General features: G+C 32.8%; 23 protein-coding genes and 1 tRNA gene. 12 read left to right on the top strand and 12 right to left on the bottom strand.

Translation table 11 applies throughout. The features are described 5' to 3' along the window. Window positions 1–47: 47 nt before the first annotated feature. On the bottom strand, window positions 48–1,820 hold the full coding sequence (locus B3J44_RS00550; protein ID WP_286964905.1) for a helix-turn-helix domain-containing protein: 1,773 nt from the start codon (window positions 1,818–1,820) through the stop codon (window positions 48–50). Between the two features lie 165 nt (window positions 1,821–1,985). Between B3J44_RS00550 and B3J44_RS00545 the strand changes: the two genes are divergently transcribed. The 3 genes from B3J44_RS00545 to B3J44_RS00535 all read left to right on the top strand — a co-directional run bounded on the left by B3J44_RS00545 (window position 1,986) and on the right by B3J44_RS00535 (window position 4,859). After that, the gene (locus tag B3J44_RS00545) at window positions 1,986–3,164 is read left to right on the top strand and encodes an acyl-CoA dehydrogenase family protein (RefSeq protein WP_198854838.1); all 1,179 of its coding nucleotides are present in this window, start codon (window positions 1,986–1,988) and stop codon (window positions 3,162–3,164) included. A gap of 88 nt (window positions 3,165–3,252) precedes the next feature. Further along, window positions 3,253–4,035, top strand: coding sequence for a DUF3050 domain-containing protein (locus B3J44_RS00540; protein WP_198854839.1), 783 nt, complete (start codon window positions 3,253–3,255; stop codon window positions 4,033–4,035). A 68-nt stretch (window positions 4,036–4,103) separates the two neighbouring features. Further along, entirely contained in the window at window positions 4,104–4,859 is a 756-nt protein-coding gene (locus tag B3J44_RS00535) for an SGNH/GDSL hydrolase family protein (protein ID WP_286964901.1), read from the top strand. A gap of 7 nt (window positions 4,860–4,866) precedes the next feature. Here the strand turns inward: B3J44_RS00535 and B3J44_RS00530 are convergent, their stop codons facing one another. After that, entirely contained in the window at window positions 4,867–5,214 is a 348-nt protein-coding gene (locus B3J44_RS00530) for an S-adenosylmethionine decarboxylase family protein (RefSeq protein WP_286964900.1), read from the bottom strand. Between the two features lie 215 nt (window positions 5,215–5,429). On the opposite strand from B3J44_RS00530, the gene B3J44_RS00525 reads away from it, so the two are divergent. From B3J44_RS00525 to B3J44_RS00515, 3 genes are all read left to right on the top strand, one after another. Beyond that, the gene (locus B3J44_RS00525) at window positions 5,430–6,251 is read left to right on the top strand and encodes an AraC family transcriptional regulator (RefSeq protein ID WP_286964898.1); all 822 of its coding nucleotides are present in this window, start codon (window positions 5,430–5,432) and stop codon (window positions 6,249–6,251) included. A gap of 67 nt (window positions 6,252–6,318) precedes the next feature. Next, complete coding sequence (locus B3J44_RS00520) at window positions 6,319–7,284, top strand: nitrilase family protein (RefSeq protein WP_286964897.1); 966 nt, start codon at window positions 6,319–6,321, stop codon at window positions 7,282–7,284. 73 nt (window positions 7,285–7,357) lie between these two features. Continuing rightward, window positions 7,358–7,864, top strand: coding sequence for a GNAT family N-acetyltransferase (locus B3J44_RS00515; RefSeq protein ID WP_286964895.1), 507 nt, complete (start codon window positions 7,358–7,360; stop codon window positions 7,862–7,864). A 76-nt stretch (window positions 7,865–7,940) separates the two neighbouring features. Here B3J44_RS00515 and B3J44_RS00510 read toward each other — a convergent pair whose 3' ends face one another. From B3J44_RS00510 to B3J44_RS00500, 3 genes are all read right to left on the bottom strand, one after another. Continuing rightward, window positions 7,941–8,297, bottom strand: a complete 357-nt coding sequence (locus tag B3J44_RS00510) for a KilA-N domain-containing protein (RefSeq protein WP_286964893.1) — start codon at window positions 8,295–8,297, stop codon at window positions 7,941–7,943. Window positions 8,298–8,435: 138 nt separating this feature from the next. Next, window positions 8,436–8,522 (bottom strand) — tRNA-Ser (locus B3J44_RS00505). A gap of 61 nt (window positions 8,523–8,583) precedes the next feature. Further along, window positions 8,584–9,453 carry a LysR substrate-binding domain-containing protein gene (locus tag B3J44_RS00500; RefSeq protein WP_286964891.1) on the bottom strand — a complete coding sequence of 290 codons (870 nt, stop codon included), beginning with the start codon at window positions 9,451–9,453 and terminating at the stop codon, window positions 8,584–8,586. A gap of 90 nt (window positions 9,454–9,543) precedes the next feature. On the opposite strand from B3J44_RS00500, the gene B3J44_RS00495 reads away from it, so the two are divergent. Next, complete coding sequence (locus tag B3J44_RS00495) at window positions 9,544–10,785, top strand: MFS transporter (RefSeq protein ID WP_286964889.1); 1,242 nt, start codon at window positions 9,544–9,546, stop codon at window positions 10,783–10,785. 328 nt (window positions 10,786–11,113) lie between these two features. Here B3J44_RS00495 and B3J44_RS00490 read toward each other — a convergent pair whose 3' ends face one another. The 6 genes from B3J44_RS00490 to B3J44_RS00465 all read right to left on the bottom strand — a co-directional run bounded on the left by B3J44_RS00490 (window position 11,114) and on the right by B3J44_RS00465 (window position 17,516). After that, window positions 11,114–12,142: an asparaginase gene (locus B3J44_RS00490; protein ID WP_286964887.1), complete on the bottom strand. Its 1,029-nt coding sequence runs from the start codon at window positions 12,140–12,142 to the stop codon at window positions 11,114–11,116. Further along, window positions 12,132–13,268 carry a 1-acyl-sn-glycerol-3-phosphate acyltransferase gene (locus B3J44_RS00485; protein WP_286964886.1) on the bottom strand — a complete coding sequence of 379 codons (1,137 nt, stop codon included), beginning with the start codon at window positions 13,266–13,268 and terminating at the stop codon, window positions 12,132–12,134. Before B3J44_RS00485 ends, B3J44_RS00490 begins: the two co-directional genes overlap by 11 nt. A gap of 63 nt (window positions 13,269–13,331) precedes the next feature. Continuing rightward, entirely contained in the window at window positions 13,332–14,111 is a 780-nt protein-coding gene (locus tag B3J44_RS00480; RefSeq protein WP_286964884.1) for a TatD family hydrolase, read from the bottom strand. Window positions 14,112–14,427: 316 nt separating this feature from the next. Continuing rightward, window positions 14,428–16,071, bottom strand: a complete 1,644-nt coding sequence (locus B3J44_RS00475) for a S41 family peptidase (RefSeq protein WP_286964882.1) — start codon at window positions 16,069–16,071, stop codon at window positions 14,428–14,430. A gap of 132 nt (window positions 16,072–16,203) precedes the next feature. Continuing rightward, window positions 16,204–16,929: a tetratricopeptide repeat protein gene (locus B3J44_RS00470; RefSeq protein ID WP_286964881.1), complete on the bottom strand. Its 726-nt coding sequence runs from the start codon at window positions 16,927–16,929 to the stop codon at window positions 16,204–16,206. Between the two features lie 2 nt (window positions 16,930–16,931). Next, complete coding sequence (locus B3J44_RS00465; RefSeq protein ID WP_286964879.1) at window positions 16,932–17,516, bottom strand: RNA polymerase sigma factor; 585 nt, start codon at window positions 17,514–17,516, stop codon at window positions 16,932–16,934. A gap of 130 nt (window positions 17,517–17,646) precedes the next feature. Here B3J44_RS00465 and B3J44_RS00460 point away from each other — a divergent pair, with 130 nt between their 5' ends. The 5 genes from B3J44_RS00460 (at window position 17,647) to B3J44_RS00440 (ending at window position 24,446) form a co-directional block, all read left to right on the top strand. Further along, window positions 17,647–17,946 carry a hypothetical protein gene (locus B3J44_RS00460; protein ID WP_286964877.1) on the top strand — a complete coding sequence of 100 codons (300 nt, stop codon included), beginning with the start codon at window positions 17,647–17,649 and terminating at the stop codon, window positions 17,944–17,946. A gap of 173 nt (window positions 17,947–18,119) precedes the next feature. After that, window positions 18,120–19,103, top strand: a complete 984-nt coding sequence (locus tag B3J44_RS00455; protein ID WP_286964876.1) for a hypothetical protein — start codon at window positions 18,120–18,122, stop codon at window positions 19,101–19,103. Between the two features lie 112 nt (window positions 19,104–19,215). Continuing rightward, window positions 19,216–21,168 carry a PKD domain-containing protein gene (locus tag B3J44_RS00450; RefSeq protein WP_286964874.1) on the top strand — a complete coding sequence of 651 codons (1,953 nt, stop codon included), beginning with the start codon at window positions 19,216–19,218 and terminating at the stop codon, window positions 21,166–21,168. Window positions 21,169–21,421: 253 nt separating this feature from the next. Then, complete coding sequence (locus tag B3J44_RS00445; protein ID WP_286964873.1) at window positions 21,422–24,049, top strand: CHAT domain-containing protein; 2,628 nt, start codon at window positions 21,422–21,424, stop codon at window positions 24,047–24,049. After that, a complete protein-coding gene (locus B3J44_RS00440; protein WP_198854858.1) occupies window positions 24,009–24,446 on the top strand; it encodes a retropepsin-like aspartic protease in 438 nt (145 codons plus the stop codon). The genes B3J44_RS00445 and B3J44_RS00440 overlap by 41 nt, the downstream gene beginning before the upstream one ends. A 51-nt stretch (window positions 24,447–24,497) precedes the next feature. Here B3J44_RS00440 and B3J44_RS00435 read toward each other — a convergent pair. Further along, the coding region (locus B3J44_RS00435) for an MFS transporter (protein WP_286964868.1) at window positions 24,498–24,931 on the bottom strand (434 nt) is incomplete at its 5' end.

The raw sequence follows: 24,931 nt of genomic DNA, 5'->3' as shown, positions 1-24,931 counted from the left end.
AAAGGTGGCGGAGGAAACGGAAACAATTAAGAAGCCAATACTTTTAACTAAATATTATTCGCAAATTGAGCTGGAGACACTCCAGTTCTTTTGCGAAATGATTTTGCAAAAGAAACTGCATTTTTAAATCCAACACTTTCTGCAATTGCCTGTGTAGAATATTTACGATACAAATGATTCGTAATCATCTGGTTAATAACATAATTAATTTTCAACTCATTAGAATACTCACTAAAAGATTTTCCAAATCTTTTATTTACTACATAAGACAAATAAGTGGTATTGGTTTTGATTTTTTTTGCCGCATAAGCAAGTGTAAAATCGGCATTTAGATATTCTAATTTCTCTTCTAAAGCCAATAATTTCTCTACGATTTTATTCTCTTTAGCTTCGTCAATACTCAAATTCGCATTTTCTTTTTTCAAAATAGCATCATCTGTTTCAGGAACTTCCACTATTTTTTCGAGAGCGACATTTTCTATTTCGACTTTTTCATGTTCCTTTTTCTCCAGATTAGCTTTGAACTCTTCAATTAAAGCGTTCATTTTCTTTTGAGCTCTATTTTTGTCTCTAATATTTTTGATAAGGAAAAAGACAATTCCAATTACCAGAATTACATAAAATACCTTTAAGGCTTTGTTCCAAAATACCTCATATTTATATTTCTCCTGAACATCAAGCATTTCTTGGCTTAAATCTGCGGTACCTAATTTATAGTTTACCTCTAATGCTTCTTCTCTCAGATTTCCTTCATATTTTTCATAAGAATCTAAGTATAATTTAGAGTGTTTATAAGCCAACTCTGGTTCATTTTTAATACTGTAAATTTTAGCCTGTAAATAGTTGGATCTAAAAAAGTTAATATCAACCGTTTTGTTCTTTTGGCTAATAGAGTCTACTTTCTTTAAAAAAATAAGAGCTCTATCATATTTTTTTATCGAATAATAAAGGTCTCCTAAATTAAACGCAGCAATTTTATATAGACTTTCATTTTCAACCTGTTTGGCATAAAAAGAGATATCATAATAAATTTTCTCGGCATTGGTATAATCCTTTTTAAATACATAAATATTACCCAAACTAAGTTTAGAAGTAATCTTATTGTCGATAAATTTATCTGAAAAAGCTATACTCTTCTTATAATAGTACTCTGCAGAATCTAGTAAATAAGTCTTTTCCCTATTTTTGGTATAATATCCTTCATAAGAATTCCCAAGATTGATATAGCTATTACTTTTTGCATTCTGAAACTGATCTTTATCGTACAAACTTTCGTTCTTGTCCAAAAACGCTTCATTCTGTCTTAAGATCTTTATTGACAGCTGATAATTGCCAACGCTCTCATTCAATAACGCAATATTTGCTTTAAATTTTACAATTTGTACAACATCATTTATCTTAGAAGAAAGCTTAACTCCCTCCTGGTAACTGCCAAGCGCTTTACCATAATTGGATCTCTTCCAATATGTAAGTCCTCTATAGTTACATAAATAGGCGTGCAGTTTTATTTTATCAGTAGACTCAGGAATTTTATTTAAATGCTTTAAAGCCTCTGCATACATTTTTTCAGACTGGACAGCATTTTCTTTTAGCTGATACAAATAAGAACCTGCCCCATAAGCAAAAGTCTTATGAGCCTCATTATCAGATTTAAGGACCTGATTAACATAAATCAAACCGTCATCATAATTTCCGTTTATACTAAAACGAATTTTATCCCGTAATTCTAAGTACTTTTGTTCTGTAAGCTCTCCATTGGTCTGAGCCGTTCCATTGCAAAATATTAGTAAGAAAAAGACAAAAGAGATTATCAGCCTCATTTAAATTGTTTTTGGAATTCAAAAATAGTCTATAAATTATCAATAAACTACAATTAATTTGCCAAATTCCTATTAATTTTATTTTTGCAATAAATAAATATAACATTTTAACACGTATTTGTTATATTTATATTGTGTAAATTTGTTTGCTAAAAATTATATAACATGAAACCAGACCTATTTCAATCTCCAGATTACTATAACTTAGATGATTTGTTAACAGAAGAACACAAATTAGTTCGTGAGTCTGCCCGTGCTTGGGTTAAAAGAGAAGTTTCTCCTATAATAGAAGAATATGCTCAAAAAGCAGAATTTCCAAAACAAATTATAAAAGGTCTTGGCGAAATTGGCGGTTTCGGTCCTTATATTCCGGTAGAATATGGAGGTGCTGGACTAGACCAGATATCTTATGGTTTGATTATGCAGGAAATCGAAAGAGGCGATTCTGGTGTAAGATCGACTTCTTCTGTACAGTCTTCTTTGGTAATGTATCCTATTTGGAAATACGGAAACGAAGAGCAACGAATGAAATATCTTCCAAAACTGGCAACAGGAGAATTTATTGGTTGTTTTGGTTTAACAGAACCAGATCACGGTTCTGATCCTGGAAGTATGATTACCAATTTTAAAGATATGGGCGATCATTATCTTTTAAATGGTGCCAAAATGTGGATTTCAAATGCACCTTTTGCAGATATCGCTATCGTTTGGGCTAAAAATGAAGAAGGCCGAATTCACGGTTTAATCGTAGAACGTGGCATGGAAGGTTTTACAACTCCAGAAACTCATAATAAATGGTCGCTTCGCGCATCTGCAACAGGAGAATTAATTTTTGACAATGTAAAAGTTCCTAAAGAAAACCTTTTACCAAACAAATCTGGTTTAGGCGCTCCGCTTGGCTGTTTAGATTCTGCTCGTTATGGAATTGCTTGGGGAGCAATTGGCGCAGCAATGGATTGTTACGATACTGCTTTAAGGTATTCTAAAGAGAGAATCCAGTTCGGAAAACCAATTGGAGGAACACAATTACAACAGAAAAAACTAGCAGAAATGATTACCGAAATCACAAAAGCACAATTATTAACTTGGCGTTTAGGTGTTTTAAGAAACGAAGGCAGAGCAACAACAGCACAAATTTCTATGGCAAAACGCAATAACGTAAACATGGCAATTACCATTGCACGCGAAGCAAGACAAATGCTTGGAGGTATGGGAATCACTGGAGAATACTCGATTATGCGTCATATGATGAACCTAGAAAGTGTAATCACTTATGAAGGAACTCATGATATACATTTATTGATTACTGGAATGGACGTAACCGGAATTCCTGCGTTTAAATAATTGATAATTATTAAAATATATACAAAATCAATCTAAAAAGCTTCTTCTTGACGAAGAAGCTTTTTATCTTTGCATCAAAATTTTTAAAATGAATATCGAAACGATAAACAAAAGCATACAATCACAAAAAGACCAACTATTAAACCATTCTTTATACAATAAGATTCAAAACATAGATGATTTACACAGCTTTCTAGAAACTCACGTTTTTGCTGTTTGGGATTTTATGTCGCTTTTAAAAGCATTACAAGCCAAACTTACTTGTACAACAACGCCTTGGTTTGCAACCAAAAATCCAGAAACTCGTTATTTAATTAATGAAATTGTTCTTGCAGAAGAAACTGACTTAACAATTGATGGAAGAAGACAAAGTCATTATGAAATGTACTTAGAAGCAATGGAAGCTTGTGGCGCTAATACAACTGGAGTTTTAAGCTTTTTATCAGAAGTACACTCTCTTCAGAATATATTTGTTGCTATCAAACAAAGTTCATTGCATCCAAACGTAAAATCATTCTTAGACTTTACTTTTAGAGTTATCGAAGAAGGAAAACCACACGAAATTGCTGCAGCATTTACTTTTGGGAGAGAAGATTTAATTCCGAGTATGTTTACTCAGATTTTAAAAAATTTCCAAAAAAACCTTCCAGATACAGATCTAACAAAATTGCTTTACTATTTTGAAAGACATATCGAATTAGATGCAGACGAACACGGACCAATGGCAATGCAAATGATTACAGAATTGTGCGAAGAAGATGCTCAAAAATGGAAAGAAGTTGAAGAAGTTTCAATTCTTGCCCTAGAAAGACGCATTGCACTTTGGAATGCCATCGAAGAAGAAATCGTGATGAAAACCGAAATGGTTTAAAATCCAAACCCATATATTTAACGTAACTATTTGTTTAAAGCGACTTCACAATCTTATTTAAACAAATTATGAAACCACATTTTAAACAAATAGTTACCATTATATTTTCAATATTTCTTTTGGGTTGCAACGCCGAAGAAAACTCCACTCCTACTGCTACAAATCCTCCAGTTGTAACTCCACCTAAAACACCAGAACCTCCAATTGCCAGCAAAGTAAATTATTTAGCTTTAGGCGACAGTTATACCATTGGTCAAAGCGTTTGTGCAACTTGCCGTTTTCCAGAACAACTTAAAACAAGTTTAGCCACAATGTATTCCAGCACCGTTTCACTCAAAATAATTGCAACAACAGGCTGGACAACATCCGATTTGATTTCAGCAATCAATTCCCAAAATTTGGACTCCAATTACGATTTAGTAACACTTTTAATTGGTGTCAACAATCAATATCAGCACAAAAATTTCTCTGTTTACGAAAAAGAATTTCCAGAATTGGTCAACAAAGCTATTATGCTTGCCAAAGGCGATAAAAAAAATGTTGTCGTCATTTCTATTCCAGACTACTCGTATACTCCATACGGACAAGCTCTTGTAGGAGATCAGAGCAACAAAATTTCAGCAGAAATCACACAATACAATAACTTTGCAGAGAACTATTGCAACACCAATCAAATTGCTTTTGTATCGATTACAGAAATCACTCGCGAAGGACTTAATAAGCCAAGTCTTGTTGCTTCAGATGGTTTACATCCTTCAGAAGCTGCTTATAAAATGTTTGTGGATAAAATGATGCCTAAAATCAAAATAGCACTGCAGGATTAATTAAATATTAGCGGGTAATTTCGAAATCTTTGATAACCTCTGCTTCAAAATATTCAATATAATCAACTATTATAGCACGAACTTTTTCTACATCTTGCAGATAAACATCCAAATTAAGTAAATTATATTCAGGCCAAGTGTGTATACAAATATGTGATTCTTTAAGACAATACGAAATCGTAAAGCTGTCGTTATCAAAGTCATGAACAACAGCTCCAACCTTCTCAAGTTCGTATTTTTCTAAAATGGAATTGGTAACCGCAACAAAACCGCCGCTGTTATTAAGCTTCAAAATTTTGTCAACATGTAAAGTAACCAGTTTATGTAATCCTGGCGAATAAGGAGGTAAATCCATCAAGTTATTTATATTACACAAAGGTCAAATATATAATATTTCTAGAATAAAATAATGCGAAAAACTGTATTTAAGTACAACTTTTTAGGACTATATATTTATGTTTTTTAATGTTTTAACATGCAGAAATATTGGTTTCATTTCAATAAAAAACTACTAATTTTGTAAAGAATATTTCTTCAAAATCTAGAAGCAGATTAAAAAACTATACAATCATGCAGGTTTTACCATCAAAAGAATTAACTCCATACATTAAGCATTATATTTTTTTAGATAATGCTGAAACTGCTGTTCAAAAATTCCGTTTATTTTCTGATGGTAATACTGGTTTTGTATTTTCTATTAAAAGCAGACTAATTTCTGAAATAACAGATGAAGCAAAAGAATATCTGCCTGCTTCATTTTTGTATGGACAGCTTAATAACTTTAAAGATCTTTATTCAGAAAATCAAATAACGCTTATAATTGTTGTTTTTCAACCTAACGGAATAAATCAGCTATTAGGAATTCCAGCAAGTGAATTTTATAATTCAATCATTCCTGTTGAAGATGTATTGGGAGAAAAAGCAATAGCACTTCAGGATAAATTATCAGAAAAAAATAATCAAGATCAAATTGAACTTTTAAATCATTTTTTCAGCTCGATGGTCATCGCAAAACCAACTTATAATCAATTGATAATAAACAATTCTTTGCATTTCATTACTTCTAGCAAAGGACATTTCTTTGTAAAACAATTGGTTGAATATACAGGTTTTACTGAAAGACATTTGGAAAGAAAATTTAAAGAATATGTTGGATTAAATCCTAAGAAATTTGGCAGTATTGTTAGGTTGCATCATTTTCTAAAACTGCTAAAAGACAAACCTTCTGACATCAATTTGACTTCAATTGGTTATGATGCTGGATTTTCAGATCAATCACATCTAATAAAAGAATTTAAAAAACATACCGGAATAACTCCTAGAGAATATTTGTATAGCTCCAAAAAACTAACCAATAATTTAATAGAAAGATCTTCGCTCCTTATGCACTAAATGTCGGTTTTGTACAATTTTTAAAATACGGCAGATATTATTTTTGATTCATATTTAATTATGCAATATGAAAAATCTAAAAATAGCCACAGCCCAGTTCGAAAATAAAAGTGGCGACAAAAACTATAACTTATCTGTAATCGAAAAACTTTCTCAGAAAGCATCTGCCGAAGGCTGCGATGTGATTTCGTTTCATGAATGTTCTATAACCGGATATACATTTGCAAGAAACTTATCAAAAGAACAAATGCTAGACTTGGCAGAATTGATTCCGAGTGGTGAAAGCATTTTAAAATTAATCGAAATTGCCAAAAACAATAACATCGTAATATTGGCCGGACTTTTTGAAAAAGATGAAAACGACAATCTATTCAAAGCGTATGTTTGCGTAGACAAAAATGGTTTAGTCGCAAAATACCGAAAACTGCATCCGTTTATAAATCCGCATTTAAAACCTGGAGATCGTTATTGTATTTTTGAAATCGAAGGCTGGAAATGCGGTATTTTAATTTGTTATGACAATAATATTATAGAGAATGTTCGCGCCACCAAACTTTTGGGCGCTGACATTATTTTTATGCCACATGTAACAATGTGTACACCCTCTACTCGACCGGGCGCTGGTTTTGTCGCACCGCAACTTTGGGAAAATCGGGAAGCCGATCCAACTTCGTTACGATTAGAGTTTGACGGAATGAAAGGTCGTGACTGGTTAATGAAATGGCTTCCGGCAAGGGCTTACGACAATGCAATTTATACCATCTTTTCGAACCCAATTGGTATGGACGACGATCAATTAAAAAACGGCTGTTCTATGATTATTGATCCTTTTGGAGATATTATAGCCGAATGCCGCACTTTTGATGATTCTTTTGCAACGGCACTAATTACTCCCGAAAAATGCAATCTTGCAGGAGGAAGTCGTTATATAAAAGCTAGAAGACCAGAATTATACAGAGATATTATTGGTCAAAATCACGAATCGGAACAAAATGTTGTCTGGCTGAACTCTGATAAAAAAAGCATAAATTAAGTATTTCACCTCTCCAAAGCTTTTGAAAAATTTATCTTTGAAGATTCATTAATCGACAGAATAAAGCTTAATAATGGAATTTTTTAAAACTACAAACGAAGATATCGATGCTGTTTTTGATATTTACAATCAAGCGACATCATATCAAAAAACAGTAAACAACAAAAGCTGGAGAGGTTTTGAAAGAGCATTAATAGAAAAAGAAATTGCCGAGAATCGTCATTTTATAATCAAAGAAGGAAACGAAGTCGCCTGTACATTTGTACTTACTTTTAACGATTTAATTATCTGGAAAGAAGCTAGTAAAGATCCTGCAATTTACTTACATCGTATTGCTACAAACCCAAAGTTTAGAGGACAGTCGTACGTTAAAAAAATCATCGAATGGGTTAAGGAATATGCCAAAGAGAACAATAAAGAATATATTAGACTTGATACTCATAGCGGAAACGAAAGAATAAATAAATATTACACCAGCTGTGGTTTTGAATACAAAGGAATAAGCACAATCGAATGGACAAACGAATTACCTGAACATTATAAAGAAGGTTCTTTTAGCTTGTTTGAAATTAAGCTTTAGATTTTAATTAATCATCTGAAAAACTGCATTTTTGCATATATATTGAAAGCTGTATCTTACAAAAAAAGCCTGTTTTTTACCCAAATATTATTTTTCTTTTGTGTCCGTAAGTCCCTCCATATCGCCCAGCAGTTGCAGTAAGTCCTATTGCACCTGTACTTTCTATCCAGTGTTTTACCGAAAGCACAAAATTATTACTACCCGCTTCATTTTTAATTATACCGAATTCGGTATAATTAAAATCTGGATTGTACAATGCTTCCCATTCTCCAAGATATTCAATTGTGCTTTTAAGGCTCAGCCATTTTATAATTACAACTTCTTGCAATTGACTACGTGCCATATCGGTTAAAGAAATATATTCTTCCTCTCCTTTTTTTGATAAGATAGTAATTTGAGTTCCTTCGACATTAATACTTTTTCCTTTTCCCATTCTTTTTTAATAAAATCATTTATACTCCTCCAAGCTTAATAATTACGACTTAATAGATTTAACACATTATAGAAAGTTAATAAAAAAACCTCGAAATATACATTTCGAGGTTTGGTATTATTTTTAGTTAAAAACTCGCAGAAAGGAAGGGATTCGAACCCTCGATACAGTTACCCATATACTAGCTTTCCAGGCTAGCTCCTTAAACCACTCGGACACCTTTCTATTTTGGTCTGCAAATAACACAAAAAAATCTGACTTTACAAAGGTAAAATCCAAGTTACTTTTAGATGCTTTTTTTAAATTCTTCCATAAACAGTTTTACTGCTTTTTTCTGATAGCCGCCCATTGTCAGCATGTACGAATCTCTTTTTGTGGAAACTCCCGTAATTTGAATGGCTTGTAAGTTATCCCAATCTTTTAGAGCCATTTCGGCTACGATTGTTGCCCAATCGCTGTTTTCTACCATTTGCAGTAATGCGTGAATTGATTGCAGTTCTATCGAAATTTTAGGTTTCATATTAAACTTCTTAAACAACTCTTCGACATATTCTCTCGAATTAGAACCTTTCCCTGGCAATATCAACGGAATCTCTTCTATTTTCTTAAAAGCAATTTTGTCTAAATCTGCCAAGGCATGATTTTTAGAAACTACCATAACCATATTTGAAGTAAACAAAGGCACTTTCTGAATCGGCATTTCAATTTCATGCGATGAAATAACGAATACTAAATCCAATTCGTTGTCAATCAGTTTTTGCTCTAAAACTTCTGTTGTTCCATACTCTACAATAATTTTGAGATTTTGGTATTTTTTAGCAAAAGCATTTACAACAGGCAGAATCAATAACCCAAAAATATACGTCACGCCAATGCGTAATTCGCCGCCAATCATTTCGTTTAAATCTTCAATGGCCTGTTTTCCGTTTTCTACATTCTCTACTACTTTTTTAGCATGAATTAAAAAAACCGAACCAGCTTCTGTCAATTGCACTTTTTTACCAATTCGCTTAAACAAAGGCAAGCCGAGTTCTTCTTCGAGTTTTTTAATTTGTTGTGAAAGTCCCGATTGGGTTACAAAACACAATTCTGCAGCTTTGGTAAAGTGCAAAACCTCAGCTGTTTTAATAAAATATTGCAGTTGATAGATTTCCATATTGATAAGTTTTATTACTTATTATCAGTAAAATTATTAATTTTTCTAATGAAATCATAATCCCGACCTTTGTATTAAATATTTAGAGTCATGTTTAAAGCCTTAAAATCAAAAAATTTCAAATTATTTTTCTACGGTCAGTCCGTATCTGTTATCGGAACTTGGATGCAAAAAACAGCGGTAAGCTGGATGGTTTATAGCATAACAGGATCTGTTTTTTTATTAGGTTTAGCGACTTTCTTAAGCATGATTCCGTCTTTATTTCTAGCACCTCTTGCAGGAAGCATTATTGGCCGTTATGATAGACACCGTGCCATGATGGTTTTGCAATCTTTGGCGATGCTTCAAGCTGGAGCTTTGGCTTTGCTTATTTATCTTAAAATTTACAATATCAATTTTATTTTAGCTTTGAGTTTAATTCAAGGAATTATCAATGCTTTTGATATGACTTGCCGTCAAACCATGATGATTGATATTGTCGACAATAAAGAAGATCTTCCAAATGCTGTGGCGCTTAACTCTACTTTGAACAACTTTGCACGTATTGCAGGTCCTGCGCTTGCCGGAATTATTTTGCACCAATATGGAGAAGATATCTGTTTTATTGGAAATTTCGTGAGTTATGTTCCCGTCTTGATTTCATTAATGATGATGAAAATCACTCCACATATTAAAGCCGAAAACAAGCTGAATATGATGGACGATTTAATGGAAGGTTTAGATTATGTTAAAAAAGAAACCGAAATGGCCAGAATGCTTTTGATGTTAACTTGCAGTAGTTTATTTGTTATTTCTTTTAATACTTTGATGCCTGTTTTTGCAAAAGATATTTTTAATGGAAATGCCCAAACTTTTAGCTGGTTCGAAAGTGCTGCCGGAATTGGTTCTGTTTTATCTGCCATTTATTTGGCCAATCTAAAATCTGCTGAAAACATGAGCAAATTAATGATTTCAGCAAGTTTACTTCTTGGTTTTAGCGTAATTATTTTAGCCGTTTCAAGCAGTATAACAATTGCCTTAATCTGTATGACTTTAAGCGGAATCGGAATGATGGGACAAACTTCTTCTATCAACATTTATATTCAGACTCATAGTGCTGTCAATATGCGTTCAAGAAGCATTAGCTACTACATGATGGCATATCAGGGAATGATTCCTGTAGGAAGTTTAATTATCGGTTATGTTTCTCACTTTTTAGGCGTAAGAGCTACAGTTGCTATTCAGGGAATTATTTGTATTATTTCTGTAATTGTTTATGTGTATTATAAAAAACACAAAGCAATTGACGATTTGGAAACTTGTCCGGTTGAGTATAGAAATTCCAAGTTTTAAAAGTTCAAAAAAGAAATTTCAAATTCCAATTACACACAATCTTGTCATTTCGCGAGAAACTCGACAAAGGTTGGCTTATTGGAACGGAGTTACTTGTGGAGATTTCTCCTTCGTCGAAATGACAAACTGAACGTTTAATCCATTAAAAACAAACCCGACAGGTTTTAAAACCTGTCGGGTTTCGCTATCTTAACGTTGCCGAGTTTCTTGTGTGATCCTTCCTTCGTCAGGATGACAAACTGCGCGGTTAAGCGGAATTTTCAATAAAAAAATCCCAAATTCCAACCTTATTTTGGAATTTGGGATTTTTAATATTGTAATTTAAACTTTAAGATATTTCTCCGCGAAGAGCAGTTTCAAAAATATCTTTAAATTCATTTTCTGGAATATCATGTCCAAGCAAATACATCAATTTGGTAATTGCTGCTTCTGTAGTAATGTCTTTTCCTGAGATCACTCCAAGTGATTTTAGGGCTGTACTGGTTTCGTATTGTCCCATATTCACACTTCCTCCAGAACATTGTGTTACGTTTACGATATACATTCCAGATTTGATGGCTTTTTCAATTAAATTTAAAAACCAATCTTCGGTTGGTGCGTTTCCTGAACCGTAAGTTTCCAGAATAATTCCTCTTAAACCTTTTGTTGCAAGGATTGAAGCCAAAACAATTTCGCTCATTCCTGGGAACATTTTTATGATGGCAACATGATTGTCTAAGTTTTTATGAACGATCAGATTGGCATCTTTATTTACTGGAAGAAATAAATGTCTGTTTAGTTTTAAATGAACCCCAGATTCTACCAATTCAGGGTAATTTGGTGCTGTAAAAGCTCTAAAATGCTCCGCATTTACTTTAGAAGTTCTGTTTCCTCGGTATAATTTGTATTCAAAATACAAGCAAACTTCGGTAATAACTGGCTTTCCGTTTTCTTGAAGAGATGCAATCTGAATTGCTGTAATCAAGTTTTCTTTTGCATCTGTACGCAAATCTCCAATTGGCAATTGCGACCCTGTAAACACTACTGGTTTTGCCAAATTTTCCAACATAAAACTCAATGCTGATGCAGAATACGACATTGTATCTGATCCGTGAAGGACAACAAATCCGTCGTAAGCGTTGTAATTTTCCTCGATAATGGTGGCAATTCTGGTCCACATTTCGGGATTCATATTCGAAGAGTCAATTGGATGTTCGAATGAAATTGATTCTATTTCGCAGTCCAATTGCTTAATTTCTGGAATTTTCTGAATTAATTTACCAAAATTAAAGGCTTTTAGCGCTCCAGTTTCAAAATCTTTGCTCATACCGATGGTTCCTCCGGTATAAATCAATAATATTTTTGCTTTAGATGACATCTTGGTATTTTAATTTGTTGACAACAGGATTGGCATACATTGCTAAAAATCCTTGTCTTGTCACAGGATTATCGCTTCCGATTCTCATTTCTAAACGACGCTCAAAAAGCTGTTTTTCACTCTCTTTATACTTATGAGCGAATTTGTTTGTTTCGTTTAAAATATCGTACGCAATAAAGTTAGTTGGCCATAATTGGTAGTTTTTCAAAATCACATCATCGATAGTTTGTGCCAAAGCCTGAACTTGCTTGTTTGCATTGTCATTTTCGGCCACAATCTGATCGATTTCTGTATCTAGAACATCGCCAACAGAAATATGTATTCTTTTTTTAGTTCCCATGATACCACTTATGATGGTCATGAAATCTTCATTTTTATCTTTTACGTAAACTTCGTTGTTTGCTTCTGCCATTAATTGTGGCATTTTAAGAACATCTGTCGGATCATATTCGTACGAAATAGAAACTGGAACAATTTTCAATTTCTTGAAATAATCCATTAAATTAGGTTCATCAGAACCCATTCCTATCATTTTTAAAACTCCTGGATTGGTTTCGTCGTTTCCATCTTTTGTTCTTCCTTCTCTTTGTGCAATCCAAACCGAACGATTTTCGCGAAGCAATAATTGTCCCATATATTCAGACAATAATTTTGAACTTTGCAGCATTTCACGAGGCGTCAGTCCTCTTAAAACCAAAAAGTTTCTATTTAATTTTGCTAAAGTTGCCAAGAAAGCTTTCTTTACCAAATTGTCACCAATTGCCGAAGCTGTCATTACTAAACCGTGTTCAAATAAACAAACGTTTAATAATGTGGTATCCAAAAGAATATCTCTATGATTTGAGATAAACAAATAAGAAGTATTGGGTTCTAGTTTTTCAAAACCTGAAGTTGTTAAACCTTCTGAGCTTTTTTCTAAAACTTTTTGAATTGTATTATAAATAAAGTTGCATTGAAAATCACGAATAGAATGTGTTTTCTTCAATTGTTCCTTCCAAACCTCATCTTCTACATCCGGAAAAGTAAAGTTCATCATGGTTTTCATCATCGGATGATTGACAACACCATGAAGTGCTTCATTTATTTCGGAATCATAAAACGGTCGAATGGCATCAAATCTCTGCATTATTTATTTGGGTTTAAGTGGGCAAAAGAACAAAAAAAAAATTAAAGTTTTGTAAGGTCTGGGTTAAATCCCAAAAACGTCCTTTGAATTTTGAGTCGTAATCTTGGCAATTTCTTCTGCAGAAACTCCATAAATGTCGCTTAACTTAGCAATAACGTTGACTAAATAACTACTTTCATTTCTTTTTCCTCTATACGGAATTGGTGCTAAATATGGAGAATCTGTCTCCAAAACGATGTGCTTTAAATCGATTTGGTTCAAAAACTGATCGATTTTTCCGTTTTTAAACGTTACAACACCGCCAATTCCTAATTTCATTTTGTAAGAAATCGCACGCTCTGCTTGTTCTAAAGTTCCGGAAAAACAATGAAAAATCCCAAATAAATCTTCAGATTTTTCTTCTTCTAATACTTCGAAAATTTCATCAAAGGCTTCTCTGCAATGAATTACGATTGGCAATTTGTATTGTTTTGCCAACTGAATTTGTCTTTTAAAAGCAATTTGCTGTTCTTTTAAATGCGTTTTATCCCAATACAAATCGATTCCGATTTCGCCAACTGCATAGAATTTTCTTTTGGACAGTTCGTTTTCAACATGTGCCAATTCTTCTAGATAATTATCTTTCACATAAGTGGGATGCAAACCCATCATTAGAAATATATTTTCTGGATAATTTTTCTCTAAATCGTACATAGATTGTGTGGCTGCAGCATCAATCGCGGGAATAAAAAAACGTGTAACTCCTGCATCAATGGCGCGCTGAATCATGGCATCGCGATCCTGATCAAATTCTTCAGAATATAAATGGGTATGGGTATCGGTAATAATTGGTGTTGAATTCAAGACTATAATTTTAAAACGCCAAAATTACGACAATATTAAAAGAATAGCAATTCGGTGTTATTTGGCAGGCGAATGAAACGGATTCACTTTCGTGAAAATGCTGCTCTAAACGGATTTTTCTCTTTTTATGACCCTTTTAAAAAAGAAAAACCTTTGTCAAGACTTAGAACTTTGACAAAGGCCAGAACAATAATCACCTAATTTTTGTTATTCTGAAGAACAAAGGGCCTCACAAGAAGCTTCGAAAAGAAAACCCCCATTTTTTCTCTCGATCAGCTAGTGCGACCCCTCGTTCTTCAGTATGACAAACGAGGTTTTATTTACCTGTTTCAACATATAGCAAAGCCCGTTCCAAAACTTCGTCTTTGCCTTGCTGAATACCTAAAATTGTTGGTTTTATTTCAATATCGGGTACAATTCCTACACGCTGCGTTTCTCTGCCATCAGGATAATAAACGCCAACTCCAGTATATCTTGTATGAAATGTTGCAAAATCAAGCTCAGTCACATTTCCATCTGCTCCCGCAGTCTGACTTCCTATTATTGTGGTATTACCTGCAGTTTGAAAACACATTGCTGTCCATTCTGCTTGACTCATCGATTCTTCGTTAAGCAAAACAATAACTTTTCCTTTATAATTATCTTTGTTTTCAGAACCGCATGTTGATCCTTTTGTCCATTTAAATTTTCCTGGATAACTAAAGTCTGGATGAGTGTAAATCGCAAATTTTTCTTCGTGAGCATTTAAAAAATTAGCAATCTCATAATACGTTCCATTCGGATAATTTCGCATATCAAAAACTATTGCTTTTGTCGATTTGAGCGCTTCAATCATATCGGGAATGTTTTTAGGTTTAATAACACCCATGTCTACATATCCAATATTATTATCTAAGAGTTTAAATCTTTCCTTTTTCTTTTGAGCTCCTTTTTTAAATTCATTTCTATGAGAATCGTGATAATTATACCATTTCATTGATTTTGAAATAAGCTTGCCATCTTTTAAAAACTCAATTTCAACATTATCTGAATAGCCCGTTAAAATTTTCCTCACGGCTTTATTTAGAAATACAGGTTCATTTGAGGCTGTACATAAATCTCTATATTCTGAAGTAAGTTCAGCAATTGTCTTATTATTTACTTTTGTAATTACATCTCCGACCTTTATATCATCAGCTTGAGCCAAACTGTCTGCCAGTATTTCGGTAATTACCATCTTATTATCAATTATTTTACAGTCAGCTGGAAAAAATCTTCTGCTTTCATCAAAAATACTATTCTTATAAAGAGCAAACTCAACGTGACTATCGTTTAGTTTTGTCGATACTTTTCTAATCACTTTGTAAAAATCGTCTTCGCCCTTTGCATTAAGAACAGCTGGAATAGACTCATTTAAAGTCAAATCCCATTTTTGATCCATTATATATTTGTATGGAAAAAAATATTCTACTAAATTCCAATACATAAAAAACCATAAAACTCTTGAGTTCCTATCTTCATAGTTTAGCTTAAAATAGTTTCCATTTTTTAAAGGATTGTATCCAGGTCCGATTTCTTCATCAGTTTGGAATCTATTTTCTTCAATAAATTTTAATTTCTTCGAAAGCTTTTTAGAGAACAACTTATTATTAAACCAACTCAGATCAAAATTCTTATCAAAAAACTTAACGTCTTTTGGTATTGCAATTGGTGCGATTTCTTCTACTGCGCCCAAATCATCAATCCAATTTTCTAAGATTAATGAAAACTCTTCTTTCGTTTGTGCTTTATCTATTAAAGGCAGTTTTTCTAAAAGCTGTTTATCCCAATCTGTCTGTCCGTTAGCAACCTTTGGATGATAATATTTCAAGAATCCCCAAACTTTACAAGTCGCGGCCAACTTTTCAGTCTCAGTAATTTTATTGAAACTAAAAATGGTTTGCGAACAAACAAGTAAAAATAGTAGGGCAACTTTTTTCATTTTGGGTTTAAATAGCTTGGTTAAATTGTTTTTGGGTTAATTCTTAAAAAAGAAAATCGAATTTAGAACTAAAATTCCAAATTCGATTGAGGTTTTCCGTAAAGAGATAAAATTTTTCTTAATAATTAAAAATTATTCCAATTCTTCCAAAAGTTGTTCTACATCATCATAGTCTTCGTAGTCTTGCGAAATGGTCTGTAAAATGGCTTTACATTCGTTATATTTTCCTTGTTTTAGCTTCGACAACGCCAGATTCCATTTTGCTTTTTCTTTATAAACAGAATTTCCAGCTTCTAATTCTTTAAAAATCGTTTCCGCTTTTACGTATTTGTCAACTTGCAATAATGAAACTGCATAAAAGTATTTTATTTCGTCTGAATTGTTTTCTTTCAAAATCATTTCAAAAATCGGAATAGCGGTTTCATATCTTTTCCCGTTGAAATTATTCTCAGCTTGTTTTAAAATTGCTTCAGATACTCCTCTTTCTGTAAAATAAGCACTTTCTGGGTGGTTGTAATCATCAAAATTTGGATAATGTTTATAATCAAAGAAAAACAATCCAAACATAATGATTATCGATGCTGCAACGGCAAAATACCAAGGCTTAAGCGAAGCCACTTTATTTTTCTTTTTATTGAAATATTTATCCGAAATTTTAGTCAGGTTTTCTTCAAAAACTTCGCGCTGTTGTTCTATTCCGAATTTATTTTCCAGCTGAAAATGTATTTCTTTGAAACTTTCAAACTCCGAAGCCAATTCGGAATCCTCAGATAACTGTTTCTCAAAATTGTTTTTTTCATCAACGGTCAGTTCGCCTTGAAGATATTGGTCAAATAATATATAGCGTTCTTCGTTCATGATTAATTGTTTTTTAAAGAGTTAAAATTTTTCGCTTCCTGAATCCACTGCGTCAGCTGTCCTACACACAACGATTTCTTTTTTCGGACATAACCATATGTCACATTGAGTTTTTGAGCCACTTCTTCCATTGATTTTAGAGAAAAGCTGAGCTTCAGAACTTCTTGGCATTTCTCTCCCAGTTTCTGAAACATCGAATCAAAAAGCTTCTGTTTTTCATCAAATTCTTCGGCTTGTGCAACCAATTCGTGAGCAGATTCATTGATAGATACCACATTCTCATAAATTGTTACCCCTTTATTGGCAGAATTTTTCAGTTCGTTAAGCCACTTTCTTTTGCATAACAAGAAAAAGTAAGCATCAAACGGACAGGTTAATTGAAGTTTACCGGCTTTCGCCTGATTAAAAAGCAAAATCATGATTTCCTGAATCACATCCTGTGCTTGGTCTTTATCTCCGGAGTTATTGGTAATAAACTGAACGACTTTGGGCGCAAATTTTTTATATATCATTTCAATTACTACCGAATCATTTGCAGCAAGTCCGTCGATATATTTTTGATCAGGATGAATTCTATTTAGATCCATAAAAAAACATTTTACAGCTAATTTAAAAAAAGAATCTTAGAAATTTTTAAAAATACGAGGTAACAATATTACAATCAATTGTATATATCTAAATAAAAGTCTTTTAAAAACCTTTAAAAAATTAAAAGAAATGGAAAGTTACCAATTTATTACTGAAAAAAACTTAGATCGATTTTACGAAATAATCGCAGCCAAAACTCGCAACGGTTTTGTAATTACAGAACAAAATGAGAAACTGCCTTATGTGGTTTTGTCTAAAGAAAAGAAAGCCATCAATCATACTTTTCATTTATTCTTAAGCATTATCACTTTAGGTTTCTGGTTAATTGTTTGGATTTATCTTATTCTAAAATTCTCTCGCAAAAAAGACATTTTGGTTGCTGTTGACGAAGACGGAAATCTTTTTGAAGACAAATGCATTTCTATCTAAGGGGTAACAAATTTTAAAGTCAGCTTATATAGCAGTATAAAGGCCTTCAAAAATATTTTTTCAAACCAAGGGTAACAAAATCAAACCCAAATTGATTTAAGATTGAAATTAATTAACCAAATCTGAAAATCCTCTGAAAAGATTCAGAACAGATTTATAAAAAACTAGAAATTATGAAAACAAATTTTAAAAAAATCGGACTTTTAATATTGGCAATGACAACTTTCGCCAGCTGTGATAATAGTGATGGAGAAGATATTAAACTTTCGCCACCAACTTCGGCAGCATTTAAAAGCATCAGCGAAAAAGGCGTAAAAAGAAACACGCAAAATTTTACCATAACAGCAGGAACTGGAGCTGTAACCCTAACTTCTGCAAATGGTGTAAAGCTTACTATTAACGGAGATTGCTTAACCAAAAATGGAAATCCCGTAACAGGACAAGTTGATATAGAATACATTGAACTTTTTGACAAAGGAAATATGCTGGTAACCAATAAACCAACTATGGGACTTACAGCAGACGGAAAGAAAAATCTTTTAATTTCTGGAGGAGAATTCTTCATCAAAGCAACTCAGGGGGGAGTCGAATTACAAACTTCATGCAGTATGAACATGATTGTTCCGACGGCATTGACAAATGGTCTTGATAATTTAATGACTTTATGGACTGGAGTTATTGATGAAGATGGCGAATTGGCCTGGAGAGAAGCAAAAGCAAATGCTGACGGAACCGGCGGAAAAGGTGGCGTACAAGGCGAAGGAAACAATTATTATGTAACTTTTGGAAACTTTGGATGGACAAACGTAGACCGTTTTTACAGCGATCCAAGACCAAAAACAACTCTTTTGGTAGATGTGCCAGATGGATACAATAATACAAACAGCGCTGTTTATCTTTCTTATGATGGAGAAGGCATAAATGCTCTAGCCAAACTGGATACTTTTACCGCTCAAGGATTATTTAGCGAGCATTACGGACAGATTCCGATTGGATTAGCTTGCCACATCATTTTTGCAACAGAAGATAATGGTAACTGGCGTTATGCGATAAAAGGAGTGACAATTTCTGCCAATGCGGTTTACGAATTTAATTTATCTGAAACAACAGTCGGTACCGAAGCTCAACTGATTGCAGCAATTAATGCCATACAGTAGCTTACAAATGCTTTTTTTAAGAAAAAGTGGTGATTTGCTCATCACTTTTTTTTACATTTAATCTTGTTTGAGATTTCATTCAGAAATTTTTAAACCTCAAAACTATCTAGTTATGAAACCACAACTGTCTATTTTCTTTATTCTATTTTCTATTCTCGCAATAGGACAAACCAAAGTGAAAGACACCATAACGCGAAGAGCTAATATAGTTTTTATCCAAAACGGAAATCAGGTTTCTTTTAAACCTGAAACACCGCCTTTGATTCCGATTGCAGGTGCTCCAAAACCAAGTTATTCTTATTTATGGGAATTGGGAGACGGACATTACAGTAAAGAAGCCGAACCTAAACATGTTTATAAAAACAAAGGCACTTATACCACAAGACTTGCTGTAACCAATAATTACGATAACGGAAAACCTCCAGCAACTCGCCCTAAAAAAGTAGCGGTAAATGACATTACTGACACCAATTATAAAGACATTGCTTCTATTGCCGACCAAAACGGTTTTGCAATTATTAAAAACTGTGATCCTATTCCAGAACAGGAAATGGTAGTCGTTGTGAGTTATCAAAATCTGGAAAATTATGTTTCAAACGGAAAGCTTTATTTGTTTTATAATGAAAAGCAATTCAAACACAATAATTTCGAGTTAAGCGATTTTAGAACTTATGCGGGCGAACGTGAAGTAAAAGAAAACTTAGTCGCTGCGGTTGATGATTTAAATGATTCGAATACTTTTCTGGCTTCCGTCGAAGGGAATTTCAAAACCAAAAAATACCGAAATACCACAACCGAAGAAGATTTAGATGCTTCTCTTTTAGATGCCAATAAAACGTATCATAATGTTTCGATTTTAGAATTTGATGATGCAAATCCTGGAGAAACCCGAAATGTTTTTTATACTTTCAAAACTACTCCCGAAATGATTAAGGATACGAGCGCAACGGTTACGATGCGTGGTATTTTTGTGCCGAATAGAAGTTATAAAAACCATAAAGTGAAAAATCTGGAAATGGAAATCGTGACTTCTCACGATCCAAACAAAATGGGTTCTAACGGAAGTTTTATGAATTACAGATTAGTACGTTTTAAAAGAGTAAATTTTAAAACTCGTTTTCAAAATAATGGTGAAGGTCCAGCAAGAAAAATTCGTTTGGAAACCGATATTCCGGAGATGTTTGACAAAAAAACTTTTCAGATTGAAAGTATGTATCCCGAATGTCCAATTTGCCCAAAAGGAGAAGAACCAACTGTTAGCTGTCTCGATACGATCATCAAACAAAAACAAATTATTTTCACCTTCAAAAATATTTATCTGCCAGGAAGCGAACAGAAAAATGTACAGGAAAAGGATTCTACAAAAGGTTTTGTAAAATACTCTATGAAGTTTGGCGAAGATTTTCATAAAGTAAAAACCAAAAGCCGAACTGCTATTATTTTTGATAAAAACGAACCTATAATTACCAATTATGCTACTACCCGATTCTTGCCCGGAATTTCGATTGGCGCAAAAGCGGGTTATAATTTTTATCCCGACTTAGATAAATCGACCAGTTATTTTGTGGGCGCGACACTTTCGCCTTTTAAATCGTATCGCTTTTATTGGCAGGTAGAATGGGAAAATGCTTTAAACAAATACAACAGTGCTGTAAATGTCTCCGAAGAGTTTAATACAAATGCCAACGGAACACGGCAATTGGTGCGGACCACAACTGCAACCGAAAATAAAAATATCAATTGGGAAATTCCTGTTTTAATTCGCTACAACATCAATAATTATATCGGAGTTGGAGCAGGAATTCAGGCAAATGTCCATGTTTATTCAGAACAAAATCAAACGATCATAGTCGATACCTACGAAGGCGAAAAAGGAAATTCTTTAATCAGTTCGACAACGAATTCAAATACCATAAAGAACAATTTTACAGATGTCAAAGCTGGACTTTTATTTGATTTAACAGCGGGTTTTGCCAGAATAGGACCAAGTTTAGGCGCTCGTTATGTGATTAATTTTGAACAGAATTTTAATTATTTTCAGGTTTATGGAATTTGGAAGTTTTAGTTTTTTACCATATAAGTGATGTAAGTTCATATTAAAATAACTTGATAAAGTTTTAATATATTTATGAAAATGAGGTAAAGAATTGAAAACTTATATTAACTTAATGATCATCAAAATTATGCTCAACAATATAATATGAACTTACATCACTTATATAGTTTTATTTTCTTTTTCCTGAGTCTGAATGTTTTCNNAAAGAATTGAAAACTTATATTAACTTAATGATCATCAAAATTATGCTCAACAATATAATATGAACTTACATCACTTATATAGTTTTATTTTCTTTTTCCTGAGTCTGAATGTTTTCGGACAAAGTCAGGAAGATAAAATATATAATGCTGTGGATAGTTTTACCGCAAATCCTTCCGTGGAAGCGTTACAAAATTTAAGAAGTATCGAAACTGATTTTTGGAAAAGTGCCAAACTTAAAACCAAAGAAGAATTACTGGCAATTGTAATTTTAAATTGCAATAAAGCGTATTATGAAAATCAGTTTGGACAGACTTTAGATGCTATTAAAAGCTATGAAAAAGCGTGGATGATTTACCAGAAAAACAAATTAAAAAATTACGATATTACCGAATTCTGCCTGAAGCCTTTAGGCAATTTGTACACGATTTTAGGCGATTATAAAAATGCCGAAAACACTATTAAACAATATTATTTTATTGCCAACGAAGAGAAGAATGAAAAGCAGAAAATTGCGGCCATTCTTAATTTATCAAACGTTTATCAAAATTCAGGAAAAGTCCAAGAGGCTATTGAAATAATTGAAAAAACACTTCGTTCAGAAAAAATAACCTCTTCTCAAAAAGGACTTTTATTAAACAATCTAGGCGCAAATTATCTCTTAAGAAATATCAATGAAGATTTTACTGAGGCTGAAAATGCTTTTTTAAGAGCGATTCCATTACTAAAAAAAGATAAGGCACTTTCAGAAAATTTATATAATACTTACATTAATCTTTATAGAATAAAACTCAACTTTAATTTAAAAGATGCTACTCTATATTTTGCAAAAGCGCAAGCCATTTTTGAAAATTTACCTCAACAGGAACCTAGAAAAAAAGCACAATTTTATCTAGAAAAAGCCTTTTTATTATTGAAACAAAATAGTTTTGAAGAGGCGCAAAATGAACTTACGACTGTTTATAAAACATTATTGCCAAATTATCAAAGCCAGAAAAATATCCTTCCTAATGAAAATTCGCTTTATGCCGAAACTGTTCTACTCGATGCTTTAGATTTACAGGCAGAACTTTATCTATCTCAAAATGAACCGAAAAACGCATTAAAAAGCTATGCTCTTTCTTTCTATATTGAAGAATTATTTCAGTCACTTTTAATCTACGAAGATTCTAAAATTATAATTCAAATTAGAAATCGAAACCGAACAGAAAAGTGTCTTGATATTTATAAATCTCTTTTTGGCAGCGAAAAAAAACAAAGTTATATTGAAGATGCTTTTAAACTTGCAGAAAAGACAAAATCTGTAGTTTTAAAAGATCATTTGAAAAAGGTTGAATTACTTTCGAGAGAAGAAAAATTGATTTTGCAGCAGATGCAAAACTGGAACACTATTATTTTGAAAGAACAGCAAAAACAAGAACTTGCAGATATTTCAAAAATAAATGAAGCCATTCAGAAACAGAATAAATTAATGTTGCTGCTAAAATCAAATGAAGAAAAAAATAACAAAAAAAATCAAACTTCATTCGACTTGCAAAAGCTTTATACCAAACTTGATAAAGATGATGCTGTACTGTATGAATATTTTATGGGTTATAAAGCAATTCATCTATTTGTCGTTCAAAACAACAAAATTCAATTAAAATCAATTTGTATTGGTCATATATGCAGTGAACCGATAATAAGATTTATAAGTTTTTTTGATAATCCCGAGAGTATTGTAAGCAATGTTGGAAACTATCAAAAAACAGCATTTTTTACTCATAAAAAACTTCTTTTACCTCTAAAATCGGATTCTAAAAATCTCATTATTATTCCTGATGGGCTGTTAAACTTCTTACCTTTTGAAGCTTTAATAACAAAGGAATCTAAAACGACAAATTTTGCCAAAATGCATTATTTACTGAATGATTTTGACATTTCGTATAATAATTCTGCCGAATTGTATTTGAATGCGAATACGCTTTCAAGTGGCAAAAGAAATATTCTAGGTCTTTTTCCTGTTTTCGGAAAAACCAATTACGAACTTCCTTTTTCAAAAAATGAGTTGCAATCTATAAAACACAATTTTGACGGACAGTTTTTTGAAAATGAAAATGCCACTTTTTTAAACTTTAAAAATAATGTTACAGGAAAATCAATTATTCATCTGAGCACACACGCCTCTTCGGGAGATTTTGAAATTCCGGCAAGCATTAAATTTTACGATCAGGAAATCCTGTTTTCTGAATTGTATAATTTACAGCTCAGTCCAGATTTGGTGGTTCTGAGCGCCTGCGAAACAGGAATTGGAAAACTCTATAAAGGCGAAGGCGCCATGAGCATTGCCAGAGGTTTTCAGTTTGCGGGAGCGCAAAATCTATTGTTTTCTCTTTGGAATGTAAACGATTATACGACTTCTGTTTTCATGGATTATTTTTATAAAGATCTCAAACATAATTCTTCTTTTGCACATGCAGCTGCAAATGCAAAAAGGAAGTTTTTGAAAGATGAAAATATTCCCAATGCAAAGAAATCTCCTTATTACTGGAGTGCTTTTGTATATTATGGCACTCTTGAAAAACCCGAAACGCAAACCAATTATATCTTCTACATCATTAGTTTTTTGGGTTTAATTGGCTTATTTTTGGGTTTCAATCATTACAGGAATGGAAAATCTTCACGAAATTCTCAAAAAAGAGAATTATAAAAAAATAAAATTCAAAATCACTAAAACACAGCATTTGCAGATAAAAGCCAAAATTAATGGCATTTCTGGCAATTTCATTTTAGATACGGGAGCATCCAATACTTGCGTGGGTTTTGAGTCTATTGAACGTTTTGAACTTTCTGCCAAAAACTCTAAAACAAAAGCTTCTGGAGCGGGAGGAACTGGAATGACAACACAGATTTCATCTCAAAATAAATTGCAGTTAGGAAGCTGGAAAAACAAAGATTTTAGCATTGTAATTTTTGATCTTTCGCATGTAAACGAAGCTTTAGAATCGTACAAAGCAAAATCTGTACACGGCATTATTGGCGCTGATGTTTTGCTGGAAGGAAAAGCAATTATTGATTATTTTAATCATTATTTGTATTTAAAATAATGATATTCCAAATAATAAAAAAGTCTTCATTTTACTGAAGACTTTTTTATTTTATATTATTTCTTGATTCTCAATTTCTATTTTTGGAGCAGCATGTTTTTTCAATGAAAAATAAGCAACAATTGTACTCAGCAGCATTAAAACTCCTCCCAAAATAAAAGGTGCTCCTGCAAATTTAAACGGCGCATCATCATGAGTGAAGAAGTAAAATGTATTGGCCATCATTGGCGGACCAATAATCGAAGAAGCACTCATTAAGCTGGTTAAAGTTCCTTGAATTTCTCCTTGTTCGCTTGGTTCGACTTTACTTGCTACGACAGATTGCAATGCTGGGCCTGCAATTCCGCCAAGACAATACGGAATTAGAAAGACAAACATCATCCAGCTTTCTGTTGCAAAAGCAAACAATAGCATTCCGATGGTATATAAAGCTAAACCAATGTAAATACTTTTCTCATTTCCTATTTTCGGATTAATATAACGCA

The sequence above is a fragment of the Flavobacterium sp. UBA4854 genome, assembly GCF_002399805.1.
Lineage (GTDB): Bacteria > Bacteroidota > Bacteroidia > Flavobacteriales > Flavobacteriaceae > Flavobacterium > Flavobacterium ginsengisoli.
This window is presented reverse-complemented; position numbering and strand designations above follow the sequence as displayed.

Bases quoted from the DNA above. Each gene is read 5' to 3' on its own strand.
- B3J44_RS00550 (WP_286964905.1), bottom strand. From the start codon at position 1,820: ATGAGGCTGATAATCTCTTTTGTCTTTTTCTTACTAATATTTTGCAAT.
- B3J44_RS00545 (WP_198854838.1), top strand. From the start codon at position 1,986: ATGAAACCAGACCTATTTCAATCTCCAGATTACTATAACTTAGATGAT.
- B3J44_RS00540 (WP_198854839.1), top strand. From the start codon at position 3,253: ATGAATATCGAAACGATAAACAAAAGCATACAATCACAAAAAGACCAA.
- B3J44_RS00535 (WP_286964901.1), top strand. From the start codon at position 4,104: ATGAAACCACATTTTAAACAAATAGTTACCATTATATTTTCAATATTT.
- B3J44_RS00530 (WP_286964900.1), bottom strand. From the start codon at position 5,214: ATGGATTTACCTCCTTATTCGCCAGGATTACATAAACTGGTTACTTTA.
- B3J44_RS00525 (WP_286964898.1), top strand. From the start codon at position 5,430: ATGCAGGTTTTACCATCAAAAGAATTAACTCCATACATTAAGCATTAT.
- B3J44_RS00520 (WP_286964897.1), top strand. From the start codon at position 6,319: ATGAAAAATCTAAAAATAGCCACAGCCCAGTTCGAAAATAAAAGTGGC.
- B3J44_RS00515 (WP_286964895.1), top strand. From the start codon at position 7,358: ATGGAATTTTTTAAAACTACAAACGAAGATATCGATGCTGTTTTTGAT.
- B3J44_RS00510 (WP_286964893.1), bottom strand. From the start codon at position 8,297: ATGGGAAAAGGAAAAAGTATTAATGTCGAAGGAACTCAAATTACTATC.
- B3J44_RS00500 (WP_286964891.1), bottom strand. From the start codon at position 9,453: ATGGAAATCTATCAACTGCAATATTTTATTAAAACAGCTGAGGTTTTG.
- B3J44_RS00495 (WP_286964889.1), top strand. From the start codon at position 9,544: ATGTTTAAAGCCTTAAAATCAAAAAATTTCAAATTATTTTTCTACGGT.
- B3J44_RS00490 (WP_286964887.1), bottom strand. From the start codon at position 12,142: ATGTCATCTAAAGCAAAAATATTATTGATTTATACCGGAGGAACCATC.
- B3J44_RS00485 (WP_286964886.1), bottom strand. From the start codon at position 13,268: ATGCAGAGATTTGATGCCATTCGACCGTTTTATGATTCCGAAATAAAT.
- B3J44_RS00475 (WP_286964882.1), bottom strand. From the start codon at position 16,071: ATGAAAAAAGTTGCCCTACTATTTTTACTTGTTTGTTCGCAAACCATT.
- B3J44_RS00470 (WP_286964881.1), bottom strand. From the start codon at position 16,929: ATGAACGAAGAACGCTATATATTATTTGACCAATATCTTCAAGGCGAA.
- B3J44_RS00465 (WP_286964879.1), bottom strand. From the start codon at position 17,516: ATGGATCTAAATAGAATTCATCCTGATCAAAAATATATCGACGGACTT.
- B3J44_RS00460 (WP_286964877.1), top strand. From the start codon at position 17,647: ATGGAAAGTTACCAATTTATTACTGAAAAAAACTTAGATCGATTTTAC.
- B3J44_RS00455 (WP_286964876.1), top strand. From the start codon at position 18,120: ATGAAAACAAATTTTAAAAAAATCGGACTTTTAATATTGGCAATGACA.
- B3J44_RS00450 (WP_286964874.1), top strand. From the start codon at position 19,216: ATGAAACCACAACTGTCTATTTTCTTTATTCTATTTTCTATTCTCGCA.
- B3J44_RS00445 (WP_286964873.1), top strand. From the start codon at position 21,422: ATGAACTTACATCACTTATATAGTTTTATTTTCTTTTTCCTGAGTCTG.
- B3J44_RS00440 (WP_198854858.1), top strand. From the start codon at position 24,009: ATGGAAAATCTTCACGAAATTCTCAAAAAAGAGAATTATAAAAAAATA.